Source organism: Streptantibioticus ferralitis, from assembly GCF_029223525.1.
In the GTDB taxonomy this organism is placed as follows: domain Bacteria; phylum Actinomycetota; class Actinomycetes; order Streptomycetales; family Streptomycetaceae; genus Streptantibioticus_A; species Streptantibioticus_A ferralitis.
In genome coordinates, this window is record NZ_JARHTQ010000031.1 from 64,914 (window position 1) to 87,023 (window position 22,110).

22 protein-coding genes and 5 pseudogenes are annotated in these 22,110 nt (G+C 69.7%); 14 read left to right on the forward strand and 13 right to left on the reverse strand.

Translation table 11 applies throughout. From position 1 onward, the window contains the following. Positions 1-133: 133 nt before the first annotated feature. The 4 genes from P2L57_RS32445 to P2L57_RS32460 form a co-directional block, all read right to left on the reverse strand. Positions 134-283 (reverse strand): hypothetical protein, encoded by a 150-nt coding sequence (locus P2L57_RS32445; RefSeq protein ID WP_275820672.1) that lies wholly within the window; start codon positions 281-283, stop codon positions 134-136. Beyond that, complete coding sequence (locus tag P2L57_RS32450; RefSeq protein ID WP_275820674.1) at positions 280-804, reverse strand: recombinase family protein; 525 nt, start codon at positions 802-804, stop codon at positions 280-282. Before P2L57_RS32450 ends, P2L57_RS32445 begins: the two co-directional genes overlap by 4 nt. Positions 805-1,307: 503 nt before the next feature. Next, the gene (locus P2L57_RS32455; protein ID WP_275820676.1) at positions 1,308-1,901 is read right to left on the reverse strand and encodes a Uma2 family endonuclease; all 594 of its coding nucleotides are present in this window, start codon (positions 1,899-1,901) and stop codon (positions 1,308-1,310) included. A gap of 97 nt (positions 1,902-1,998) precedes the next feature. Further along, complete coding sequence (locus P2L57_RS32460; RefSeq protein WP_275820678.1) at positions 1,999-2,523, reverse strand: hypothetical protein; 525 nt, start codon at positions 2,521-2,523, stop codon at positions 1,999-2,001. A 42-nt stretch (positions 2,524-2,565) separates the two neighbouring features. Here P2L57_RS32460 and P2L57_RS41270 point away from each other — a divergent pair. The 4 genes and pseudogenes from P2L57_RS41270 to P2L57_RS32475 form a co-directional block, all read left to right on the forward strand. Then, a pseudogene (locus P2L57_RS41270) lies at positions 2,566-3,234 on the forward strand (sensor histidine kinase); the annotation flags it as partial. 58 nt (positions 3,235-3,292) lie between these two features. Beyond that, positions 3,293-3,727, forward strand: coding sequence for a response regulator (locus P2L57_RS32470; RefSeq protein ID WP_308292538.1), 435 nt, complete (start codon positions 3,293-3,295; stop codon positions 3,725-3,727). A gap of 30 nt (positions 3,728-3,757) precedes the next feature. After that, positions 3,758-4,582, forward strand: a complete 825-nt coding sequence (locus P2L57_RS40415) for a LuxR C-terminal-related transcriptional regulator (RefSeq protein ID WP_372516020.1) — start codon at positions 3,758-3,760, stop codon at positions 4,580-4,582. A 283-nt stretch (positions 4,583-4,865) separates the two neighbouring features. Continuing rightward, positions 4,866-5,918, forward strand: coding sequence for a lysylphosphatidylglycerol synthase transmembrane domain-containing protein (locus tag P2L57_RS32475; protein ID WP_275820682.1), 1,053 nt, complete (start codon positions 4,866-4,868; stop codon positions 5,916-5,918). A gap of 137 nt (positions 5,919-6,055) precedes the next feature. Here the strand turns inward: P2L57_RS32475 and P2L57_RS32480 are convergent, their stop codons facing one another. After that, positions 6,056-6,856, reverse strand: a complete 801-nt coding sequence (locus P2L57_RS32480) for a TetR/AcrR family transcriptional regulator (RefSeq protein ID WP_275820684.1) — start codon at positions 6,854-6,856, stop codon at positions 6,056-6,058. Positions 6,857-7,066: 210 nt separating this feature from the next. On the opposite strand from P2L57_RS32480, the gene P2L57_RS32485 reads away from it, so the two are divergent. The 7 genes and pseudogenes from P2L57_RS32485 to P2L57_RS41200 form a co-directional block, all read left to right on the forward strand. Continuing rightward, positions 7,067-8,719: an amidohydrolase gene (locus P2L57_RS32485; RefSeq protein WP_275820686.1), complete on the forward strand. Its 1,653-nt coding sequence runs from the start codon at positions 7,067-7,069 to the stop codon at positions 8,717-8,719. A gap of 40 nt (positions 8,720-8,759) precedes the next feature. Next, a complete protein-coding gene (locus P2L57_RS32490; RefSeq protein WP_275820688.1) occupies positions 8,760-10,421 on the forward strand; it encodes an ABC transporter substrate-binding protein in 1,662 nt (553 codons plus the stop codon). Then, entirely contained in the window at positions 10,421-11,368 is a 948-nt protein-coding gene (locus tag P2L57_RS32495) for an ABC transporter permease (RefSeq protein ID WP_275820690.1), read from the forward strand. Before P2L57_RS32490 ends, P2L57_RS32495 begins: the two co-directional genes overlap by 1 nt. After that, on the forward strand, positions 11,365-12,345 hold the full coding sequence (locus tag P2L57_RS32500) for an ABC transporter permease (RefSeq protein WP_275820692.1): 981 nt from the start codon (positions 11,365-11,367) through the stop codon (positions 12,343-12,345). Before P2L57_RS32495 ends, P2L57_RS32500 begins: the two co-directional genes overlap by 4 nt. Continuing rightward, on the forward strand, positions 12,342-13,358 hold the full coding sequence (locus tag P2L57_RS32505; protein ID WP_275820693.1) for an ABC transporter ATP-binding protein: 1,017 nt from the start codon (positions 12,342-12,344) through the stop codon (positions 13,356-13,358). Before P2L57_RS32500 ends, P2L57_RS32505 begins: the two co-directional genes overlap by 4 nt. Then, on the forward strand, positions 13,355-14,197 hold the full coding sequence (locus tag P2L57_RS32510) for an ABC transporter ATP-binding protein (RefSeq protein WP_275820694.1): 843 nt from the start codon (positions 13,355-13,357) through the stop codon (positions 14,195-14,197). The genes P2L57_RS32505 and P2L57_RS32510 overlap by 4 nt, the downstream gene beginning before the upstream one ends. Before the next feature lie 132 nt (positions 14,198-14,329). Beyond that, positions 14,330-14,458: pseudogene (locus P2L57_RS41200) on the forward strand (IS982 family transposase); the annotation flags it as partial. Between the two features lie 424 nt (positions 14,459-14,882). Here the strand turns inward: P2L57_RS41200 and P2L57_RS32515 are convergent. Further along, positions 14,883-15,659, reverse strand: coding sequence for a transposase (locus P2L57_RS32515; RefSeq protein ID WP_275820696.1), 777 nt, complete (start codon positions 15,657-15,659; stop codon positions 14,883-14,885). Between the two features lie 111 nt (positions 15,660-15,770). Here P2L57_RS32515 and P2L57_RS32520 point away from each other — a divergent pair, with 111 nt between their 5' ends. Continuing rightward, entirely contained in the window at positions 15,771-16,247 is a 477-nt protein-coding gene (locus P2L57_RS32520) for a hypothetical protein (RefSeq protein WP_275820698.1), read from the forward strand. Positions 16,248-16,593: 346 nt separating this feature from the next. Here P2L57_RS32520 and P2L57_RS32525 read toward each other — a convergent pair whose 3' ends face one another. Together P2L57_RS32525 and P2L57_RS40420 are read right to left on the reverse strand one after the other, a co-directional pair. Then, complete coding sequence (locus P2L57_RS32525) at positions 16,594-17,076, reverse strand: hypothetical protein (RefSeq protein ID WP_275820700.1); 483 nt, start codon at positions 17,074-17,076, stop codon at positions 16,594-16,596. Positions 17,077-17,173: 97 nt separating this feature from the next. Then, positions 17,174-18,193, reverse strand: coding sequence for a NucA/NucB deoxyribonuclease domain-containing protein (locus tag P2L57_RS40420; RefSeq protein WP_275820702.1), 1,020 nt, complete (start codon positions 18,191-18,193; stop codon positions 17,174-17,176). A 468-nt stretch (positions 18,194-18,661) separates the two neighbouring features. On the opposite strand from P2L57_RS40420, the gene P2L57_RS32535 reads away from it, so the two are divergent. Beyond that, the gene (locus tag P2L57_RS32535) at positions 18,662-19,006 is read left to right on the forward strand and encodes a hypothetical protein (RefSeq protein ID WP_275820704.1); all 345 of its coding nucleotides are present in this window, start codon (positions 18,662-18,664) and stop codon (positions 19,004-19,006) included. Between the two features lie 175 nt (positions 19,007-19,181). On the opposite strand, the gene kilB is transcribed toward P2L57_RS32535, so the two are convergent. The 5 genes and pseudogenes from kilB to P2L57_RS32560 form a co-directional block, all read right to left on the reverse strand. After that, positions 19,182-19,646 carry a plasmid transfer protein KilB gene (kilB, locus tag P2L57_RS32540; RefSeq protein ID WP_275820706.1) on the reverse strand — a complete coding sequence of 155 codons (465 nt, stop codon included), beginning with the start codon at positions 19,644-19,646 and terminating at the stop codon, positions 19,182-19,184. Between the two features lie 81 nt (positions 19,647-19,727). Further along, positions 19,728-20,162: a transposase gene (locus P2L57_RS32545; protein WP_275820714.1), complete on the reverse strand. Its 435-nt coding sequence runs from the start codon at positions 20,160-20,162 to the stop codon at positions 19,728-19,730. Next, positions 20,075-20,521: pseudogene (locus P2L57_RS40425) on the reverse strand (transposase); the annotation flags it as partial. The pseudogene P2L57_RS40425 and the gene P2L57_RS32545, both read right to left, overlap by 88 nt. A 44-nt stretch (positions 20,522-20,565) precedes the next feature. Beyond that, positions 20,566-20,793 carry an integrase core domain-containing protein gene (locus P2L57_RS32555; RefSeq protein WP_372516021.1) on the reverse strand — a complete coding sequence of 76 codons (228 nt, stop codon included), beginning with the start codon at positions 20,791-20,793 and terminating at the stop codon, positions 20,566-20,568. 148 nt (positions 20,794-20,941) lie between these two features. Beyond that, positions 20,942-21,637: pseudogene (locus P2L57_RS32560) on the reverse strand (ISAzo13 family transposase); the annotation flags it as partial. Positions 21,638-21,687: 50 nt separating this feature from the next. On the opposite strand from P2L57_RS32560, the pseudogene P2L57_RS32565 reads away from it, so the two are divergent. Next, positions 21,688-22,002, forward strand: a pseudogene (locus tag P2L57_RS32565) (transposase); the annotation flags it as partial. Between the last annotated feature and the right edge of the window lie 108 nt (positions 22,003-22,110).

The window sequence follows — 22,110 nt, forward strand, 5'->3', positions numbered from 1 at the left end:
TGGTGGCGGGGTGCCCGGGTGTGGTTCGATGATCCGGGTGGGCGTCCGGGGCCGGGGCGGGGACTGCCAGGAGCGAAGCAGCGAGGCGCCGGCCACGTTCAGCAACCCGGGCAGGGCCTGAGCGGCCCTGCGCTCACTCGGCCTCCTCGCCCGCCGCCGCGTCCTCGTCGGGCTCGGGCTCATCGGCGGGCCATCCGGTGCCGAACGGTCCGGGAAGCCCCGGTTCGGCCGCCCCCAACTGGGCGGCGCCGCCCTCACAGCGGTGGAGCAGGAGCGGGATCACTCGGCGGCCTCCAACTGGTGCGGGACGCGCCGACTGGCGCGCAGTTCCCGCAGGTCCGGGATGTGGTTGTAGAGGGTGCCCGGGGAGACCCCGAGCACCCTCGAGATCGAGGCGATCGAGTTCTCCTGGTTCGGGAGCATGTCTCGGGCCATGCGCAGCTTCTCGACATCGACCACGGTGGGGCGTCCGCCGACCCGGCCGCGGGCGCGCGCAGCGTCCAGGCCCTCGCGGGTGCCGACCACGATCAGCCCGCGGATGAACTCCGCGAGCGCAGCGAAGACATGGAAGACCAGCCGACCGCCCGGAGTGGTGGTGTCCAGCTTCTCGTGCAGCGAGGTGAAGCCGATATCGCGCCTGCGCAGCTCGGCCACCATGTTGATCAGGTCCTGCAGCGAACGGCCGTAGTGGTCCAGCGGCGGGACCACGAGGGTGTCGCCGGGCTGGAGGAAGGCGTGGCACGCGTTCAGTTCCGGGCGGGCGGCGTTCTCCAGGGACCTGGCTGACGCCCGCCTCGCCGCCAACCATGATCAATCTCAGCGCTGAATCCTGTACGAAAACTACTCAGCCCCGACAACCGACACAAGATCACCTCCGGCCGTGTACTGGCGATGCTGTACGCCCGCCAAGCCCGCGCTCGCTCCAAGGCCGGCGAGCCGAAGGCCACGGGCAGCAACTGGGACCGACGGCCCGCCGGGCGGGCCTGACCGCCCACGAACTGCGCAAGGCGGTGCACGCCGCACCCGAAGTCGCCGCGTCCTGCAGGACGGTTGACGGCCGGCCGATGGGAGCCCGCAGACAGATCGCGCGGGTGGAAGGGAGCGGACCATGCCGGTGAAGGACGGATGCCCGAGGTGCGGAGCGCGCCGAGAGGAACATGACCGCTACGGCGCCTGCGCGAAGTGCGGGGCCTGGTACCCGCGCCTGGCGGCCATGCTCTGCGTTGCGCAACGCAGCCGGCAGACCCGCGCGAGGTGCGCAGCGCAAAACGCCCCCGACGTCGGGGGCGCTGCCCGTGGATCGGCGGTTACTGGCGGACCAGCCCGGCGGGGTCGATCTCGAAGGGGAACGGGTCCTCGACGCGGGTGGAGCTGCCCGCCAGCGCGGTGGTGCGCTCCACGTACCGGCCGTCCTGCAGCTCGGAGACGACCAGCATCGGCGCCGGGTCGCTCTCCAGCCGCCAGTGGGCGGGGATGCCCGCCTCGGCGTAGAGCAGCGGCTCGATCTTGCGGTCCATGCGCCTGTTGCCGGGAGAGACGATCTCGACGACGACCTGGGCCGCCTCGGCGTCGATGGTCACCAGGTCCTCGACGGTGGCCCCGGCATCGGCGATGACCAGGTCGGGGACGACCATGCCCGAGGGCAACGTGACGTTGATGGCCTCGAAGATCTCGACCGGTGCCCCAGCGGCGCGGGCCGCGGCGTCCAGGGCGGCGTGCAGCCGGAAGTGATGCTTCAGGACGTCCTTGGCGAGCCGGAGTGGGCCGGCCTGCTCACCCCGGCCGACCGGCGCGGCCTGACTCCGCTGTTCTGGTCCCATGTGCGCCCTTACGGCGAGATCCGACTCGACCTTGCCGCGCGCCTGACCATTGGTGCCGACGGCGCCGGGCGCTGAGCCCACGATCGTGTGTAAGGGCTGTAGTGCGTCCTTTTGGCATCGAACGCGCTGTGGGAGGCCCCACTTCGGGCCTCCCACAGCGCGTTCGACGTGGTCGGGGTCACGCGGCCAGCGCGGTGGTGGTCTGGTGGGTGCGGGTGGCGCGGGCGCCCTTGCCGAGGAGGGCGGCGGTGCGGGCGACGAGCATGCCCATGGCCAGGAAGATCAGGGCGTCGGTGAGGGCGTCGGGGGTGATGTGGTTGGTGGCCATCCAGTGGCCGAGCTGGGCAGGGAAGACGTGTACGGAGGCGTAGGCGAACAGCAGGCGGGCGCCGATCACGGTGGTCCACAGGGCGGCGTAGGTGGTCTTGCCGGTGGAGAAGGCGGCCTTGCGGGTGGTGTCGTAGCGGACCGGGAGGAGGGCGGCGGCCAGCAGGCCCAGAAGCAGGCCGGCGGCGGTGCCGGCGATTTCCAGGGTGAGGCCGTTGCCGGTGGTGGCGATGTTCTTCGCGAAGATCGGGACGACCGCTATGGCGAGGAGGATCGGGCGGGCCAGGCGGAGCCAGGCGATCTGCTTGTAGCCGAGGTCGGCGTGGAGCACGGTGGCCAGGACAGCGAGGTTGATGATCCAGACGCTGGCGTTCATGGCGGATTCCCTTGGGCTAGTGGGCCGGTGAAGCTGACACCCATGACGCTAGGAGCCGGGGCGGGGGTGGCTCGTCAGTCTGTGGGTGGGGTACGGGTTGATGCCGGGTGGAGGCGGTCGGCACCGACAGGCTCTTCGGTACGTGCGTACGCCCCGGACCGCAGGGGTCTGGTGGGCGTTCGGGGTGCTTGGCTCGGTGGGCGGTGCTCTTCAGGCTGCGGTGGCTACTGGTGCCGGTCGGCGGCAAGAGGAGGGGACCGTGCTGTGTGGGCCGGGCAGGATGTGGGTGAGGTCGTTGAAGCGGGCGAGCGGGTTGACCCGGGAGGGGCTGCCCGAGACGCGGTGGGCGGTCCACGCGCTGCGCGAGGACAGCGTGCCGCTGCCCGAACTGCTCACCACGCTCGTGGCCATGCGCGACCAGGGCGAGGACGAGACCGCTGCGCCAGTGACGGTCCGGATCATGGGAAGGCCCGCCGGCTGGAGCCGGACGCCACGCTGGCGCTGTACCGGGCAGCGCAGGAGGCGATCACCAACGCCGCCAAGCACGCCCCGGGCCAACGCGTCGACCTCAAGGTGGAGTTCACCGACATCCAGGTCGTCCTGACCGCCACCAACCCGCTCCCCGACGCCGCGCGGCCGCGACCGCTCGGGGCGAGCGGCGGCGGCTATGGGCTGACCGGGCTGCGCGAGCGCGCGGACCTGGCCGGCGGCACCCTGACCGCCGAAGTGGTGGACGGCACCTGGCGGGTGTGCGTCACAATTCCCGCGCGTGAACACCAGTACACCGATCCGCGTCCTGATCGCCGGCGACCAGGCCGCCGTCCGCGAACGCCTCGCGCTGCTCCTGGACACCCTGCCCGGCCCGGCCGCTGGCGACCTGGCCCGCGAGCTGCGCCCGGACGTGGTGCTGATGGACCTGAACATGCCGCGCTGCGACGGCATCGACGCCACCGCCCGGATCCTGGCCGACCGCCCCGAAACCCGCATCGTGGTGTTGACCACCTACGAGGACGAGAACTCCGTCGTCCGCGCGCTGCAGGCCGGGGCCCTGGGCTACCTGACCAAGTCCGCCACCCGCGCTGACATCGAACGCGCCGTCAAGGCGGCCGCCGCAGGCCAGGCCATCCTGGACCCCGCCGCCCAGCGCAGCCTGCTCGCCGCCGCGACCGGCACCCCCCAAAGTCCGTACGAGCCGGAGACCTAGCCTGACGACCTGACCGCCCGCGAGACCGACGTGCTGCGCCTGATCGCCGAAGGGCACTCCGACCGCGAAATCGCCCGCCAGCTCTTCGTCAGCGAGGCCACCGTCAAAACCCACATCAACCGCATCTTCACCAAGACCGGCAGCCGCGACCGCGCCCAGTCCATCCACTACGCCTATACCCACGGCTACGCCGAGTCGCGGAAGGCCCCGTGGCATTGCCCGGCCGCCCCGGCGGAACTTCCGGCCAACGTACTTACCCGTCCCGGGCTGCCGCGCTGGGTCGCGCCGGTCTACATCGCGCTGGCCCTGGCTCTGCTGCCCTGGATCGTCTACCTCTCCCGGTCGCTGCCCCAGCGCCAGCTCTCCGAGCACTACCGGATGGCCTGGGTCGGCTTCGCCGTCCTCCTGCTGGGGCAGTTGGCCCGCACCGGCGTGTACGCTCCTCGTCCCATCTGGCGGGTTCGCGTCCCGCCCCACGCGGCGGCCAGCGCGGCCATGCTCTGCGTCGACGCCTGGTTCGGCACCACCACCAGCACAGCCCACGACCTGCCGCTGTCCGTCGTTCTGGCGGTGCTGGTCGAACTCCCGCTGGCCGGCCTGTGCTGTGGTGGCTCGCCACCCGACCGCGCACGACGGGCTGACCGCCAACGCCGGGCGTCCTGCACGGGAAACGGCCGAAGGCCCCCGATTCCAGGGGCCTTCGTTCGACATGCACGCGCGGGAGCCCGCTTTCAGCGGGCCGCCTTGGCCGCCTTGGCGGCCTTGACCACACGGACGATCAGACCGATCAGCATGCTCCTCACCTCCTTCCCTTTTCCCGGAGTGCTTGGATGTGGAGCGGCGGGGCGATGGTGACGGTGTCAGCGGCCGGTCCGGCCGGACTTGAGGGCCTTGACGAGGCGTACGATCAGACCGATCAGCATGGCGGTGATCCCTTCGGTGTTGCGTGGTGTCCTTCGTTCTCCCAGTGATGCCAAGCTATTTCCGCGGCTGTGCGGGGGGCATCGGTCCCCAAGTGGAGGGCGGGTGGAGACCGGGTTGAGGCGCGCGGCCACCCGTCGCGTGATGACGGCCCGCACCCGGCATGCCAACCTGATCGCGTCACGCTGGAACACAGGGGAAGGGTGCGGCAGCCGACATGGCGGGTAAGCGTCGAGCGGTCATCGCGGTGGTCGCCGTCGCGGCCGCGGTGCTGGTCGTTGTCCTGTGCGTGACCGTCCCGGCTCTGCGCCGCAGCCTGGCCACCTTCGGGCACCTGAACTGGGCCTGGCTGCCGCTGGCCCTGCTCGCCGAGTCCGGCTCCATGGCCGCCTTTGCCCGCAACCAGCGCCACCTGCTGAAGATCGGCGGCGCCTCCCTCGCGCTGCGCGACACCGTCGCGATCGCCTACGCCGGAAACGCCCTCTCGGTCAGCCTGCCCCTGGTCGGCACCGGGGTCGGCACGGCCTTCACCTACCGTCAGTTCCGCCGAAAAGGCGCCGACACCGCCTCCATCAGCTGGGCACTCACGGTCGGCGGCGTCGTCTCCTCCCTCTCCTTCGCCGCGCTGATGACCATCGGCGCACTGCTCTCCGACAGCCAAGGCGCCGCCGCGCTCGGCTTCCTCGCCGCCGCCGCCAACGCGCTGCCCATGCTCGCGATCCTCGCCGCGCTCCGCTTCACCCCCGTGCGCCGCGCGCTGAACCGGCTGGCCAGCGCACTGGTGCGGCTGTCCCGCCGCCTGTTCCAGCGGCCCCGCGGGGAGGCGGAGCACGCGTTCGAGGACCTGCTCACCCGCATCGGCGGACTGAAGGCCACCCCGCGCCAGTACGGCCTCGCGTTCCTCCACGCGATGCGCAACTGGGCCGCCGACTGCATGTGCCTGGTATGCGCGATCGCGGCCAGCGGCGGACCCGTGCCCTGGCACGGCCTGCTGCTGGCCTACTGCCTCGGCGTCACCGCGGGCAGCGCCGGGCTGACCCCCGGCGGCGTGGGCGTCGTCGAAGCCACCCTGGCCGCCGCCCTGGTCGCTGCGGGCCTGCCCGCCGACCGGGCGGTGCCCGCCGTCCTGCTCTACCGGCTGATCAGCCTCTGGTTCGTCATCGCCATCGGCGGCACCATCGCCGCCACGACCCGCCGCCGGACACCGCCCCAGACAAGGGATGCGCAACCGGCCCATGGAACGGCACAGAACCCGACCAAGCAGGGCTGACGCCCGCCACCGCTGCGTGACCCGGGGCGGTTCAGCCGATCATCTGGTGCTCTCCCTGCGGCGGGCGTGAACCGGTCGGGGGCCAGGCGGTCATCGACGGGACCGTCGGTGCCTGAACCCCGAGGTGATCGTGGCGACTACCCTCGCGCCCGCTGGATCTTGGCCTCGATGCCGTCCAGGAAGGTAGCGAGGGCCAGTTCGAAGACCTCGTCGTCGTTGCGGAAGAGTTCGGTCAACCGGGCGGCGCTGGCGTGGACCAGAGGGAACCGCGCGGCGGGGAGCGTGGCGTACTTCACCGCCCAGGCCCTGTCGTCCTTGGCCTGGGTCTCCTCGTCGAGGATCTGGAAGGCCGCCGTGTACTGGGTGAAGGCCAAGGTCAGGTCCACCAGGGCGCGGCAGCTCTCCGCCGCCTGCGCGACGGGCAGGCCGGCGTCGTGCAGTACGCCGATGATCTCCTCGACGCTCTCGCTCTCCACCGGGCTCGCCGTGGTGCGGGTCGCGGCGAGGACGGCGAGGGCAGGGCGTTCGAGGTAGACGGAGCGGATGGAACGCACGGTGGTCAGCAGCCACTCCCGCCACTGCTGCCTGGGCGGTGCGCCGGCGCGGGCTCGCTGAACCGCCTCGACGATCATCACGTCGGTGAGGGCCAGCACCAGATCGTCCTTGTCGCGGAAGTGCCGGTAGACGGCGGTGGGGTCGGCGCCGAGTTCCTTGCCGAGGCGGCTGAAGGTCAGTACGGCACCGCCCTCGCGCGAACACAGGCGCAGTGCCGCGTCGAGGATCGACTCGCGGGAGAGCGTGACCCGGCGTGGGCGCCGCGTTGCCTTCGCCGTGCCCTTGGCGTCTCCCGCCGCGCCGCCGGTGGTGTCAGCGCCGCCCGGGGTGTCCACGGTGGTGTCACGCCCGTCCATGTGCGAGTCCGTCTCGATCTGCGTCATCCCGTGTCTCCCGTTTCGGCCGTATCCCGTGGTGGAGCTCAGCCGATTCTATCGACAGCAATCGTGTCAACGCCATTGACAGCAGCATTGTCCTGGGCTTTGCTGCTGGCTCACCGGAGATGCCGGTCCGACACACACCTCCTCGTTCACACCGCCACCACGGCCTTTGCCGCAGGTCCGGCGGCTTACTCCGCACACCTTGGAGGGCCTGTGCCCCGCGACAACCACTTCGCCGATCTCGTCTTCACCGGCGGCCCCGTCTACACCGTCGACTCCGCCCGCTCCTGGGCCGGCGCCGTCGCCGTCCGTGACGGGCGGATCGTCGTCGTCGGCCATGACCACGACGTCCGCCACCTCATCGGGGCGCATACCGAGGTGGTCGACCTGGACGGTCGGCTGCTGCTCCCTGGTTTCCAGGACGCCCATGTACACCCGGTGTTGGGCGGCACCACCATGCGCAGCTGCGATCTGCACGACCTGGAGGACGCCGGTGACTACGTCAGCGCCGTAGCGGCCTATGCCAGAGCCCACCCTGGGGTGGAGTGGATCAACGGCGGCGGATGGAGCATGGAGGCGTTCCCCGGTGGGCTGCCGCACCGCGAGCTCCTGGACGCCGTCGTCCCCGACCGTCCTGTGTCGCTGCCCAACCGGGACGGTCACGGGGTCTGGGCGAACAGCCGCGCCCTGGAGATCGCCGGGATCACCGCGGACACCCCCGACCCCGCCGACGGCCGGATCGAACGGGACGCCGACGGCCTCCCCACCGGGATGCTCCAGGAAGGCGCCGCCGAACTGATCACCCGTCACATCCCCGTACCGGGACCGGCCGAGTTCCTCGCCGGGCTGCTGGAGGGCCAGCGGCACCTGCACGGGTTCGGCATCACCGGTTGGCAGGACGCCGCGGTAGGGACTGGTTTCTTCGGCGGCGACGTCTACGGCGCCTACCTCGCCGCCGCCGAGTCCGGGCAGCTCACCGCCAGGGTGCGGGGCGCACAGTGGTGGGTCCGCGACGGCGGCGTCGAGCAGTTGGCGCGGTTCGCCGCCCGCCGCCACGAGGCACGGATCGGCCGGTTCCGGGCCGGCAGCGTCAAGATGATGCTCGACGGCGTCGCCGAGAACCACACCGCCGCGATGCTGGAGCCGTACCTCGACGGCTGCGGCTGCGCCACCGCCTCATCCGGGCTCGACTTCATCGACCCCGACCAACTCGGCCACTACGTCAGCGAACTCGACGCGGCCGACTTCCAGGTGCACTTCCACGCGCTCGGCGACCGCGCCGTGCGCAACGCGCTGGACGCCGTGGAGGAGGCCCTGCGCCGCAACGGCCGCCGAGGCAACCGCCATCACCTGGCCCATCTCCAGGTTGTCCACCCCGAGGACATCCCGCGCTTCCGCGCGCTCGGCGCCACCGCCAACATCCAGCCGCTGTGGGCGATGCACGAACCGCAGATGGACGAACTCACCATCCCCTTCCTCGGCGAACGCCGGGCGGGCTGGCAGTACCCGTTCGGTTCGCTGGCCCGCTCCGGGGCGGTCCTCGCGGCGGGCAGCGACTGGTCGGTCAGCAGCCCCGACCCGCTCCAGGGCATCCATGTCGCGGTCAACCGGGCGGGTACCGGCCCGCAGGACAAGGTACTCATCGCCGAGGAGCGGCTGGACCTCGGCCAGGCGATCGCCGCCTACACGGCGGGCAGCGCCTGGGTGAACCACCTGGAGAGTGACACCGGCTCCGTACAGGTGGGCAAGTACGCCGACTTGGTCGTACTCGACCGCGACCCGTTCGCCGGCCCGACACGGGGCATCGGCGAAACCCGGGTGCTGCGCACCTACGTCGAGGGCGGGCTCGTCCACGCCGCCGAATGAGCGCCCCGAGCAGCTCCAACTCCCAAGGACGGTCCCACAGATGCACAGGTCCGCACGCCGCTTCCCGCTAGCCGTACTCTCCACCCTCTCCCTCCTGGCCACCGCCTGCTCGGTCGGCGCCCACACCGGCTCAAGCCTCGGCGCCACGAGCAACTTCAGCAGATCCCAGGTCACCACCGCCCCCGCCAAGGCCGGTCTGGCCTCGCTCTCCTGGTGGGGCGACTACCGCGCGCCGTACTCCCTCGACCCGCTCAAGACCGCCGACTACCCCGAGGAGACGATTCTCGGCAACGTGTGCGAGCCGCTGCTGCGCACCGCGGCCGACTACAGTCTGCACCCCGGCATCGCCAAGGCCTGGCACCAGCCCGATGCCACCCACCTGGTCCTGGACCTCGACCCGCGGGTGAAGTTCAGCGACGGCCGACCGGTCACCGCCGACGACGTGGTCTACAGCCTCAAGCGCAACCAGGACCCGGCGGTGGCCTCCAACTACGCCGACTCCTACACGGACGTCTCCTCCATCGAGGCGAGCGGAGCATCACAGGTCACGGTGTCCTTCACCCGCCCCAACTACGTCTTCGTCCACGATCTCGGGATCCTCGCCGGCGCGGTCGTCGAGAAGTCCTTCGCCGCCAAGCACGGCCAGGACTTCGGCACCGCCGCCACCGGCGTGATGTGCGCCGGGCCCTACACGGTGGCCTCTTTCGACGGCACCAACTCCCTTGTTCTCAAGCGCAATCCGGCGTATTGGGATCCGTCCCACGCGGGCAAGACGGACGCCGTCACGTTCAAGTTCATCGCCGACCCGGCGGCGCTGGCCAACGCCCTGTCCTCCGGCAGCCTGCAAGGCGGGTTCGACCTTCCGGCCTCCGCCATCGCCCAGTTGCGCACGGCGAAGAACGGCAAGCTCTATGTCGGCGCCGAAGGATCCACCACCCAGAACATCGACCTGGTCGCGGCCAGGTTCAGCGGCGGCCTCGCCGACGCCCGGGTGCGGCAGGCGCTCTCCCTGGCCATCGACCGCAAGGGCATCGCCAAGACCCTGTTCGACGGAGCGGCCGATCCGCTCTACGCCGTTGCCGGGCCGGGTTTTTGGGCGGATGAACCCGCGGCGGCCCGTACCGCCTACTCAGCCGCCTACGGCAAGCTGAGCACCGACCCCGATCCGGCCAAGGCGAGCCGGTTGGTCAAGCAGGCAGGCGCCACCGGCAAGCAGATCACCCTCGCGTACGCCGCAGGCAGCCTGTCCTCCACGCAGATCGCGCAGGTGCTCCAGCGCACCGGGGACGGCATCGGGCTCAAGATGAAGATCGTCGGCTTGCCCGACCAGCAGTACGGCTCGCTGTTCACCGACCCCAAGGCACGAGCCGGCTACGACTCCTTCCTCACCATCAACTACCTGGAGTTCCCCGAGGCCGCGTCGATGTACGCGAGTTACGCCACCAAGAGCGGCGCCCAGAACTTCAACGGCTACTCCGACCCACGCGTCGAGCAGGCTCTTGCCCAGGCCCAGGGCACCCAGGACCGAGGACGGCGCGCCGACTACGTCGCCCAGGCGCAACAGGTGCTGGCAACGAGCCTGCCCTGGATTCCCATCGTCCAGCCGCGCGCCCTGCTCTTCCAGAACGACAAGGTCACCGGCGCTCCGCTCACCTTCTCCTACATGTCCAACGCCTGGGCCGCGTCCGTCGGGGCGCCCTGATGGCGCGCCTGATCCTGCACCGGCTGGGCGGGCTGCTGGTGACGCTGCTGCTCTCCAGCATGGTGATATTCGGCAGCCTCTACCTGGCCCCGGGCAGCCCCGAGAACGTCCTGTTCGGCAACCGTGCCCCCTCCGCGGCGACCCGCGCCGCCGTACGCCACCAACTCCACCTCGACCAGCCGTTGCCGGTCCGGTACTGGGACTGGTTGACCGGTGCCCTGCACGGCGACCTGGGCCGGTCCATGGTCACCGGACAACCGGTCGCCGAACGGGTCGGCGCGGGCCTCACCACCACGCTGCTGCTGGTCGCCATGGCGACCGTACTGATCGCGCTGCTCGGCCTCGGACTCGGCACCCTGGCCGCACTGCGCCCGGGGCCCGTCGACGCCGGTGTCAGCGTGGCCACCTCGGTGTCGGTGACCGTGCCGCCGTTCGTCGCCTCAACCGTCCTGATCTCGGTGTTCGCCGTGCGGCTCGGCTGGTTCCCGGCCTCCGGAACCGAGCCCGGCTTCCTCGGCTCGCTGCACAGCCTGGTGCTGCCCGCCTGCGCGCTCGCGCTGATCGCCTGCGGATTCCTGGCGCGGGTCACCCGGGACGCGCTGCGCGAGCAACTGGTGCGTGAGCACGTACAGACGGCCGAGGCCCGGGGTCTGGCCCGCTGGCCGCTGCTGCGGCGGCATGTCTTCCGCAATGCCCTGCCGCCGGTGATCACCGCGATGGGTCTGCTGACCGCGGGGCTGCTCGCCGGGACCCTCGTCGTCGAATCGGCCTTCGCGGTGCCCGGCATTGGGCAACTCACCATCCAGTCGGTGGCGCAGAAGGACTTCCCCGTCGTCCAGGCGGTCGCCCTGCTGCTGGTCGCCGCTTTCGTCATCTGCAACGCCGCCACCGACCTGATCCAGGCACTGATCGACCCGCGGCTGCGTGCCGCCGGGAGGAACACATGACCGCCTCCACCCTCGCCACCTCCTCGGCCGCTCCGCCGACGCGATCCGCCGGGCCGCGCTCCGGCCGGATCCGCGCGACGCTGACCCGGGCCCGTACCGCACTCGGTCCCTCGGGCATCGTCGCGGCGCTCTTTCTGCTGGCCGTCGTGGTGTTCGCCCTCATCGCGCCGCTGGTCGCCCCCGCCGACCCCAACGCGCAGAGCCTGCTGGACGCCTACGCCGGCCCCTCCCCGGAGCATCTGCTCGGTGCCGACGGGATCGGCCGGGACATCCTCTCCCGGCTGATCTACGGCTCGCGAACCAGCCTGCTGGGCCCGGCACTCGTGGTGCTCGTCGCGCTTGCCGTCGGCATCCCGCTGGCCCTTGCGGGGGCCTGGTACGGGGGTGCTGTCGACGCCGTGGTCGCGCGGGTCTTCGACCTGGTCTACGCGCTGCCGGGGCTGCTGCTCGCGGTGTTGGCGGTGGCCCTCTTCGGCCCCGGGCTCACCCCCGCCGTGGTGGCCCTGTCCATCGCGTATGTGCCCTTCCTCGCCAGGGTCGTACGGGCGGCGGCACGACAGCAGCGGGTCAGCCCGTATGTGGACGCGCTGGCGGTGCAGGGCTTCGGTGCGGCGCGCATCAACGTACGGCACATCCTGCGCAACATCACCCCCGTGGTCCTGGGGCAGGCGGCCATCGCCTTCGGCTACGCCCTGCTCGACCTGGCGTCGCTCAGCTACCTCGGGCTCGCCGTCCAGGCGCCCACGGCCGACTGGGGCGTCATGGTCAGCGACACCGACGCTCTGATGAAGGGCTACTGGCTGCCCGTGGTGCTGCCCGGCCTGCTCATCGTCGCCTGCGTGCTCTCCCTCACCGTGCTCGGCTCCCGGATCAGCGGCGAGCGCCCGCAGCCCTACCTGCGGCGCCGCCGCCCCAGGCCCGCGCAGGACCAGCGGCGCCGCGCCGACCGCACCTCTCGTTCGGGAGACCAGCCATGACCGACGCGACACCCCTGCTGGAACTGCGCGGGCTGGGCGTCCAGTTGCCCGGAGACGGCGGCCCACGCGCGGTACTGCACGGCATCGACCTGACCCTCGGTGCGGGAGAGGCTCTCGGCCTGGTCGGCGAGTCCGGCTCGGGAAAGTCCATGACCATGCGTGCCATCACCGGACTGCTGCCGCCCGGAGCGCAACTCGACGGCACCGTGCGCTTCGAGGGCGAGGACATCGCCGCCATGGCGCCCTCGACACTGCGCCGCTACCGCGACCGCGGCGTCGGCATGGTCTTCCAGGACCCGCGCGCCCACATCAACCCCACACGCCGGATCGGTTCGTTCCTCACCGAGGCGCTCACCCTCAACCGCGGCCTCGGCCGCCGTGCGGCGCAGGCACGAGCCATCGCCACACTCTCCGAGGTCGGCATCGACGAACCCGAACGCAGGCTCCGCCAGTACCCGCACGAACTGTCCGGCGGCATGCTCCAGCGCGTCATGATCGCCTCGGTCCTGCTCGCCGAACCCCGACTGCTCCTCGCCGACGAACCCACCACTGCCCTCGACGTCACCATCCAGGCCGAAGTCGTCGGCATACTCGACCAGTTGCGCCGCGACCGCGGCCTGGGCATGGTCTTCGTCACCCACGACCTGGACCTCGCGCTGGCCGTCTGCCACCGCGTCGCCGTGATGTACGCGGGGCGGATCGTGGAGGTCCGCTCCGCCGAGCGCATGCACGAGGAGAACGCCCACCCCTACACCCGGGGACTGCTCGGCTCCCGCCCCGCCATCGACCACCGCGCGGAGCGGCTCACGGCCATCCCCGGACGACCGGTCTCCGCCTTCGAAGCCGGCCCCGGCTGCGCCTTCGCCACACGCTGCGCCCATGTCCAACCACTGTGCCGTGAACGGCCTCCCGAGCTCGCCCCCTTCCGCGGCGGCCTGGTGCGCTGCCACCGGGTGGCCGAGATCCACCAGGAAACGTCCGACGGCACTTCGTCGCAGGAGGCCACCGCATGAACCAGCAGGCCGGGCGGACCCCCTCCGAAGCCCCCGCTGTGTCCGCCGACGGTCTCGGGAAGGTCTTCCGGGTACCCGACGGACGTGGCGGCCACACCACCCACGCCGCCGTCCGCGATGTCTCGTTCGAGGTCGCCGCCCACGGCTCGCTCGGCATCGTCGGCGAATCGGGCTCGGGCAAGACCACCATCGCGCGGATGCTGGTCGGTCTGGAACGCCCCAGCAGCGGAACCATCGCCGTCATGGGCCGGGACCGTTCCCGTCCGCCCCGCCGCGGCGCCGAACGCAACCGCCGGGCACATGAGTTGCAGATCGTCTTCCAGGACCCGTACACCTCCCTGGACCCCAGACAGAGTGCCCGCTCCGCCGTCGACGAGGTGATCCGGCACCACACGTCCCTGGACGGCCCGCAACGCGCCGAGCGGCTGGCCGAGTTGGTCGACCAGGTGGGTTTGACGAATCGTCAGGCCGATGCCCGGCCGTGTGACCTGTCCGGTGGCCAGCGTCAACGGGTGGCCATCGCCAGGGCGTTGGCCGCCGGCCCCCGGGTGCTCGTCCTGGACGAGGCGGTGTCCGCGCTGGATGTCTCCATCCAGGCGCAGATACTCAACCTGCTCGCCGACATCCGCGCCGCGACCGGTATCGCCTACCTGCTGATCTCGCACGACCTCGCCGTGGTGCGGCAACTCTGCGACGACGTCCTGGTGCTACGAAGGGGCCGGGTGGTCGAACAGGGAGCCTGTGCACGCGTGTTGGACCATCCCACGCAGGAGTACACCCGAGCGCTGCGCGCAGCCGCACCGGTACCCGGCTGGCGACCACCCGGCGTCGCTCGGTAGCAGGCCGGACACATCGCATCGAGCGGTGCGTTCCCGGCGCGGCAGCGATCGAGGTGTACCTCCACTAGACGAATAAGTCCCGATGTCTGACGGTGTATCCGGGAATGCGAACGGAGTGTTCAAGATCGTTGTGTGACCGGCGAACTGAACACCCTGCTGACCGCACTGTTTGTGAAGATCGACGGCGAACTGGAGGCAGAGCGATGGATGGGCTGTCGGCCGCAGTTGAGCGATGCGGAGCCGGTCACACTCGCGGTCGCGCACCGCGCACCGCGCTCCGCCCCGCCCTGCCCGCCCCGTTGGCCAGGGGGTGGGCAGTCGCAGCGTTCCTCCGATCGTGACACATGTACTTTTCGTCGATGTGTCACGACCTATAGATCAATGCCGGGAAGTTAACGATCAAGGCCGCACTGTCAACGTGATCTTGTAGTGAACCTTGGGTGAGGGTTGCCGGGCACCGGCACGGTGGGACGGGTAGGGGGAGGCGGGTCGTTTGCGGGTGCGGGGGTAGCTGCGTGGGCGGGTCCTTTCTTCCAGGAGACGGAGGGTTGTGGTGGCTTTGCGCCGTGCCCGCATGGCTTCCCCTACGGCGCGGTCGGCGTCGACTCCGGTGCGCTGGATGATCGAGTGGGCGACCACGGACAGGACCTCGATGAAGGACACGCGCCGGGGTTCGACGTCGCGCTCAGCCGCGGCCTGGCCCTGGAAAGTCCGCAGGAGCTGATATGTCGTCAGATAGGCGTAGATCTCTTTGCTCCACGCCGTGTGCGCGGCATGAGCGCGGGACCCGGCCCGCACCGCGCTGGGTGACCTTCAAGGCCGCGTACGTCGATTCGATCTCCCACCTGGGCGCATACCAGATCGCCAACTCCGGTGCGGGAAAGGCGACTGCGTCCAGCAGGGTGGTCGCGAAGCGGTACAGCTCGGTGCGGCTGGTGCCGTCCGCGCAGGCCACCGTCATCACCGCTTCCACCACCCGCACCACCAGATCACCCGCCTGCGGGTCGTCACGGCGGTGCTTGGCCGGAACCTTGCTCTGGGACAGGTAGGAGCCGTCGTTCAGGACCGAGCGCACCGGCAGTACCGCGGCACTCTTGACCCGCCACAGCAGGTCGGCGCCCGTCGCGGTGGCTGCGCGCCACAGGGAGAACCCGAAGAAGTTCCGGTCCGCCAGCAGCAGCATCCCTGGCGACAGAGCTCCCAGCAGACGGCCTGCGAGTTTGTGCTCGCTGGCGAACCGGGACCCGAACGCGGCCTGGACCACTGCGTGGGTCCCGCACTCCACCAGCGCCATCAATCGGATCTTCGCGAACCCGGATCGGCCCTTCTTGGTTGGTCGTGGGCGGGTGGCGGGAACACCGCGCAGTTCGCCTCGCTGTCCGGGGCGTCCAGTCAGAGGATGCGCAGTTCGCCCCAACCTCCTGCGCCGATACCGAGTATGAGCAAACGCCTGCTGGGACACGTCGTCAGGCAGGGCAACGAACCGGTCCAGTAGGACCCTCGCGGCACACCGCGCGGTGGCGGCGTACCTTGTAGACGGTGAGGGCCGCCAGGACGAGCGGAAGGGCAACCGGTGGCAGACAACGAGACTACCCAGACCGTGGTGTTCGACGTGTCCACTGGTGCCGCGCCCACACCCGCCGGGAGACCCCAACAGCGGAAAGCGGAGGTACAGGCTGCTTTTGATGGGCTGCTGCAGATCCGCAAGGTGATGAACACGCATGTCGCCGACCCTCTTTCGGTGCCCGCTGAATGGGAGCGGCGCCAGATCGTGCGCGCCGTCGCCCTCGCCCTGGAGGCAGCTGAGTTCCCGCCCTCTGTGGTCGACGGCGATGGACGGCGCACGGCGACTGGCTACTGCGTTACCGCAGCGGAGCGGTCTGGGACGGTACGGGTGGAATGGATGGGACCCCGCGGCAGTGGAGCCGTCCACGAGGGGAATGAGGCCCTGGGGCGCTGCGCGGCGGCGTTGGGCCCACTGGGGTGGGTGGCACTGCAGTACCGAGGGCCGCGCCGCCACTGGTATCTCGAAGTCGAGCCGGTCTTCTGAGCCTTCTCGTGATCGGCGACCGCAGCCGCCGCCCGCACGTTCCGCAGCGGCGCGCAGGTCGCCGTGCGCCGCACGGTGACGCAGATCGCGCCCGGTCGGGCAACGGAGCGCCAGGCTGGTGTTCCGCAACCGACACCAGGCACCGTTTCTCTGGTGACGCCCGCACTTCGTGTAGCAGCGAGGCTCGCCTTGGGCGGCAGAGCAACGCATCGGCCGACTGGTGTTCCCTTTGTCCACCGTTCGCAGGGCGCCGAACCGCCCTCGCGTCCCGCGACATCGCTGTGGAGTTGCCAGCAGTAGTAGCCATCTCGTCAGAAGGCGTAGGCGATGAATACACCTACTGCAATCAGTGCTGCCTGAGCCGGGCCACCGGCTGCTGATCAGCGATCCATGCTTGGATCAGATGCTCCTCGCCGGCACTGCTGACCCGCCGGTACACGCGCAGCCGCCACCACGTGTCCACGCCGCCGGGGCACTCCAAGGCGTTGAAGTCGCAGCAATCGCCGCCCGGGTCGCAGGCCGCGATGAGGATCTGATCCGGGCTGACCGGGTCCGCGTCCGCACGGGGAGAGGCCAACAAGGAGAATTCGTACGCGTCGTGCCATCCTTCGAAGTCCAGCACGGGTGCGTCGCCGCGGCGCTCCAGCGTCAGCTTCACCGTGGTGTACTCCAGGTGCGTGGGGACCATCACAGTGCGCGAGTCGGGGAAGACGCACAAATCCTCCCCGCTCCACTCCTGCTGGAGGAGGATGTCTTCGTCGTATGTCCTGCCCCACACGAAGTAGCACGGGGTGTCGATGGCCAGCTCGTGGATCTCCCGGGATGCCATATCTGTGTCCCTTCCTTCTTCCATGATGCGGGGGCGGCATGCAGCGGCGCCCGTTCTCCGGGAATGGGGGAACGGGCGCCGGTCCTGCGGGTTCCTGCTAGGCGAAGACGTTCATGTAGAACGGGTCGCCGGGCAGGATCCGGTTCTGGCTGTAGAAGGCGCTCAGATAGCCGCCCTGCTGGTTCTGCTCAGCCTGCGGCACCCACGCGATGCCCCGGTTCGGTGGCGCGTAGAACGTACCGCCCTCCGCCGTCGAGGCGAACGGGTACTCGTCGCATGACAGCCCCGGCGACGGCGGCTTCAACTTGTCGCAGACCGCCGCGCGGTTCGCGTTCTTCTGCGCTTCCGTGGTGCGATGCAGCGGCACACCGTAGCCGGGACGTCCGATGTGCACGCCGTTCTGCTGCACCGTGGCGATGTTCTGCCTGATCCCCGGAAGGCCGAACATCTTGGAGGGGAACAGGATGCCCGCATCGGTGGCCGCCTGAAAGGGGAAGACGCACCCGGGCGCCTTGTTCCGGCGCCTCCCGTTCCTGCTCCAGAACTGGTCGTCGCAGCGCCACTCGGGCCCGACGTAGCCCGTGGCGATCGGGTCCTGGAATCCGGGCGGCGGCGGCCCATCCAGGACGTAGTGCGTGGCGTCCCAGACGGCCTGCATCTTGTTGACCTTCGAGGAGTACTCGATGGTGCCGCTGGTGGGCTTGGTGCTGCTGAGCGTGAAGGGCCCACTCAGCCCTCCGGTCGCGGTCTCCTGGGTGTTGGGCTTGGTGAATTCCAGCAGCGACATGGAGATCGGTGTGGTCTGGGCCTCCCCGTACAGGTTCGCCGCAGAGACAGTGAAGCTCTCTGACCAGTTCAGGCCGGTGGTGTTGAGCGTCGTGACGCTCCGGGTGGTGAAGTCGGCTTCGCCGACCTGCTCCGGCACGCCGTCCGTGATCAGGATCAGGTCGATCCTGAACCGCTCGGTGTAGCAGTTGGTGGTGCGGATCCACTGGTTGGACAGCAAGTACCACCACGGGTTGTTGCAGCCGGTCGGGTCGGTGTAGCCGGGCTTCGCGTTGGCCTTGGTCGCCCCCCGCGGGGCTTTCCCGGTCCACGTCGATGCGGCCTTGGACACGTGGACGGATAGCTTGTGCTTGACGGTGTGCGGGGAGTGGGCCGAGGCGGTCCCGGCTGCTCCCCCTACCAATGCGAGCGCCGCAGCACCTGCGGCTGCGGCACGCGTGAACTTCTTTCGCAGCACGATGTTGTGCCTCCCCCTGACGCGCTTCCCCCGGACGCCCCCTGCGTCTCGGGTGCAGCGCCAGCACGCTAACTCTAGCCATGTACAAGTCAGTTGGGGCGCTTTTACAGGCCACTCCGTTCCCGTCCAGTACGGGTATCCTCACCGCGGTCCTGGCCAGCACCGCCCGCTTTGGGCGGGCACTCAGCGGCGCGCCGACTTCCGTAACGATGAGCGCATCCAGGCGAGGCCCCCGTCCAGCGGGGAACGCGGCCCGCTCTTCCAGCCACCGGCCTGACGGGGGGCGCCCTGTCGGCGCTCGCCCGCGTCCGGCAAGGTGAGAGGCGTTCAGCGAAGCGAACAATGGCAGGGAACCCGGCATGGCGTACGAGGACTGGACCTACCACGGCATCCAGGACGGAGCGGAGACCTGAAGACGAGGAGTGGCAGCCCTCCCGCATCCTCGTCGAGGAGCCCGAATTCAGGCCCACCCAGCGCGAGAACGTCACGGTGCTGCGGGAACTGCCCGAACCGGAGAACGGCGGCTTCGGCTGGGGCTACAACGGCGGCGGCATCAGGCCCTGCCAGACGACCGGCTGGCGTTGCCGCTCCAGCTACCGGCCGATGTCGTGTCCGTGGATCGTGACGCCGGGCAGCAAGTCCGCCAACTGCGCCCCGCCCGCCAGGCATTCGCGCACGCCCGCGTAGTGCCGGGGGCAGTCCAGTCGCCACTGGGGTCTCCGGTCCGGGTCGATCGCGCCCAACCGGCACCGCCCCCACCAATCCCTCCACCAACGGCTTCCCCATGCCGTGGAGACTGACCAAACCTCAACCGTCGACCCGGAAACCAGATCCCCACACCCTGATCCGCACCAGGTCATTCCTAGACATGCCGGCGTGCCGTCCCGACGAAGGCGTCTATCAAGTCCCGGGTCGTGTCTCGTCGGGCGATGATGTCAGTGCGATCCTCCGCGCGATCGATTTTGCCAACCGCCGTGAAAGCGTCGACCGCGACGGCGAGGAGCTCGGGCTCGTCGGTGATCAGCTGGAGTTGGAACAGGGCGTGCTGCGCGCTGGAGCGCAGCTCGAACGAGCTCCGGCGCAGGGCGACTTCGTCGTCGGCGTCACGGCCCTCGTGCTCACAGAACCAGTGGTGCAGCATGGCCTGGCGGAAGTCGACGAGCAGTCCGGCGTACCTGCCGTAGACGTCCAGCCGCTCCTGACGAAGCCGCTCCTTGCGGTTGTTCTGCTCCGTGCGCCGTGCGGATCGCTGCTGGAAGACATGCGTCACCGTCGAGCCCAGCAGAGTGCCGAGGACCGCGATAACGCTCGTGACTATGGCATTCATGGTCACCAGGCAACCAGATCTCCGGCGCGATCTGGCTCCGCAGGCTCCGCCCCGCATCGTGATCCAAACCAGGAACACTCCCTAGCTTGACTCTGTCGGGGACCTTGAATCTGTCGATGTCAGTCGCTGATGGCTCGCCAGGACTTCAGCCGGGGGATCCCGTGTTGGTCCAGGAAGTTCTGGAAGGCGGTCGGCGGCCTGGGCGGGATTGCTTCGCCGGTCGGCGGCCGACCGCTGATGTGCTCGATGTTCACGGCGATGGCCGTGAAAGACGTGCTGCAGGTGGGCCTTCGGCTGTCCTCGGTAGCGGCAGCGGCGCATACCGTGTCCATGGGCGAACTCGTTGACGGTGCCCTCGACTCCGGAGCGGACCGCATACCGGGCCTGCCAGTCGGGCGTCTGCTGCTCGGCGCGGACGCGGATTTGCGGGTCGCGGAGTTCTCGCGGGGAAAGCCCACGTTCCGGGCGCTTTCGCGGGAGGTGGTGCAGCGGGTGCGGGCCGGGCAGGGCTGGCACTGGCTCTGGGTGAACCGTGCCACGATCAGTGGGGCCGCGGTGGGCGAGGAGGTCGGGTAGGGGCCGTGCCATCCCTTGCTGACCTGGCCCTGGGGGCAGGTCACCTGCCGGCGGTCGAAGTCGATGTGGGAGTCGTCCCGGCCGGAGTCTTCATTCTGGCGGTGCTGACGGGTGGGGTTGCCCGGCAGCGGCCCGGTGATCGTGACCTGGTGTTCCCGGGCGGCCTGTTCCAGGTGGACCGGGGAGGTGTAGCCGCCGTCGACGAGGTGCTCGGCGGGCAGCAGACCGCGGAGCTTGAGACGGGCGTGGATACCGGGAAGGGCCTGGGCGTCGTATGTGGTGGCCGGGGTGGTGGCCACGTCCGTGATTACGTTGGCGAAGCGCCCCGGGTTGGTCGGAGACTCTAGATCGTGGTTGTGACCTGGGGTTTCTTGGTTGTCGTGTAGTAGGTGGCTTCGTATTCGGCGGGTGGGACGCGGCCTATCTCACCGTGCAGGCGATGGAAGTTGTACCAGTCGGCCCATTCGGCGGTGGCCAACTCGGTCTCGGACAGGGTCTTCCAGGGCCGCCGCGATTTGATCAGTTCGGTTTTGTACAGGCAATGCCGCGGAGTTAACACGCCCTTCGCCACGTCAAGTTGATCTCTGCTGCATCGGTGGGACCAGCCACTCGGGGGCGAGACGGTATTTTTCTCTGCCCTCCCTGATCAGCATGGTCTGTTCGGCCCACTGATTGATCTGCGTGCACAAGCTGCGGTACTTCGAAGTTGCCGTGATCCCGAGCGCCCGGCTGATCTCCACCGTTCGCCAGAAGAAGCTGTGGTCCTCGACCTCGACGGGCTGCCCGGCCGGCCGCCGTTCCTGCCCGGGCATCGGCAGCTGGCCCAGTTGTTCCTTCTTCTTCGCGTCCACGCTGACCACCGGCTCGCCCGCGGCCAGGTGTTCTTTGACCTGCTCATTGATATAGCGGAACTGCGCGTCCCGGTCGGCGTGTTGATCGCCTTCCAGGGTCTTGGCGGTGCCCTGCAGGCTGAACCCGTGTTGCTTTAGCAGCCGGCCCACCGTGGGCGCGGTCACGCAATGCCCTTGCCGGGACAGCTCTGCCGCCAGGTGCCGCAGCGACTTCGTCGTCCAGCGCAACGGCGACATCGGATCACCGCGCTCGCCCGGTTCGACCAGCGCCATCAGCGCCGGGACCAGCTGAGGATCGACGGTCTCGGCCCGAATCCGCCCGCCACCCGGGCACCGGATACGTCCCTCGGGCATCGGATCGACCCCGGCCTCGAGTTCGAACACGCCCTTGCGGACAGTCGTCTCGCTCGCCCCGGCTATCCGCGCGATCAGGCCGACACCTCCGTGGCCGAGCAGCCGGGCCTCGGTCGCCAGCGCCAGACGCCGCTGACGCTCGTTCAGATGCGGGAGCAGAACATCGAACCGTCGCGACAACTGGCTGCGGACCTCGTCGGATATGCGCATACCACATCAACGACATCGCATCCGGGAAGCAACGCGTTGATTTTTGACGGCTTCACCTGCTGCGTAACAGCTTCCGCTACGCGGCCCGCCAGGACTGGGACAAGGTCGCCAAGGCCCTCAAGCCCGTCTACACCGCCCCCAGCGAGGACGCGGCCACGGAACGATTCTTGGAGTTGCAGGAGGCATGGGGCCGAAAGTATCCGGCGATCGTGAAGCTGTGGTCGGACGCCTGGGCCGAGTTCGTGCCCTTCCTCTCCTTCGACGTCGAGATCCGCAAGGTCATCTGCAGCACCAACGCGATCGAGAGCGTGAACGCCCGGATACGCAAGGCCGTCCGCGCCCGCGGGGGAGTGTCTAATCAACGGCGGATCTGATGATCAAGGAGACGCCAGATGACCGAGACCGCCGTTGGGCCCGAGTCCGTTGAACTGACCGGCGACGAATCGCCGTCGGATGCGACGACGGACGAGCAG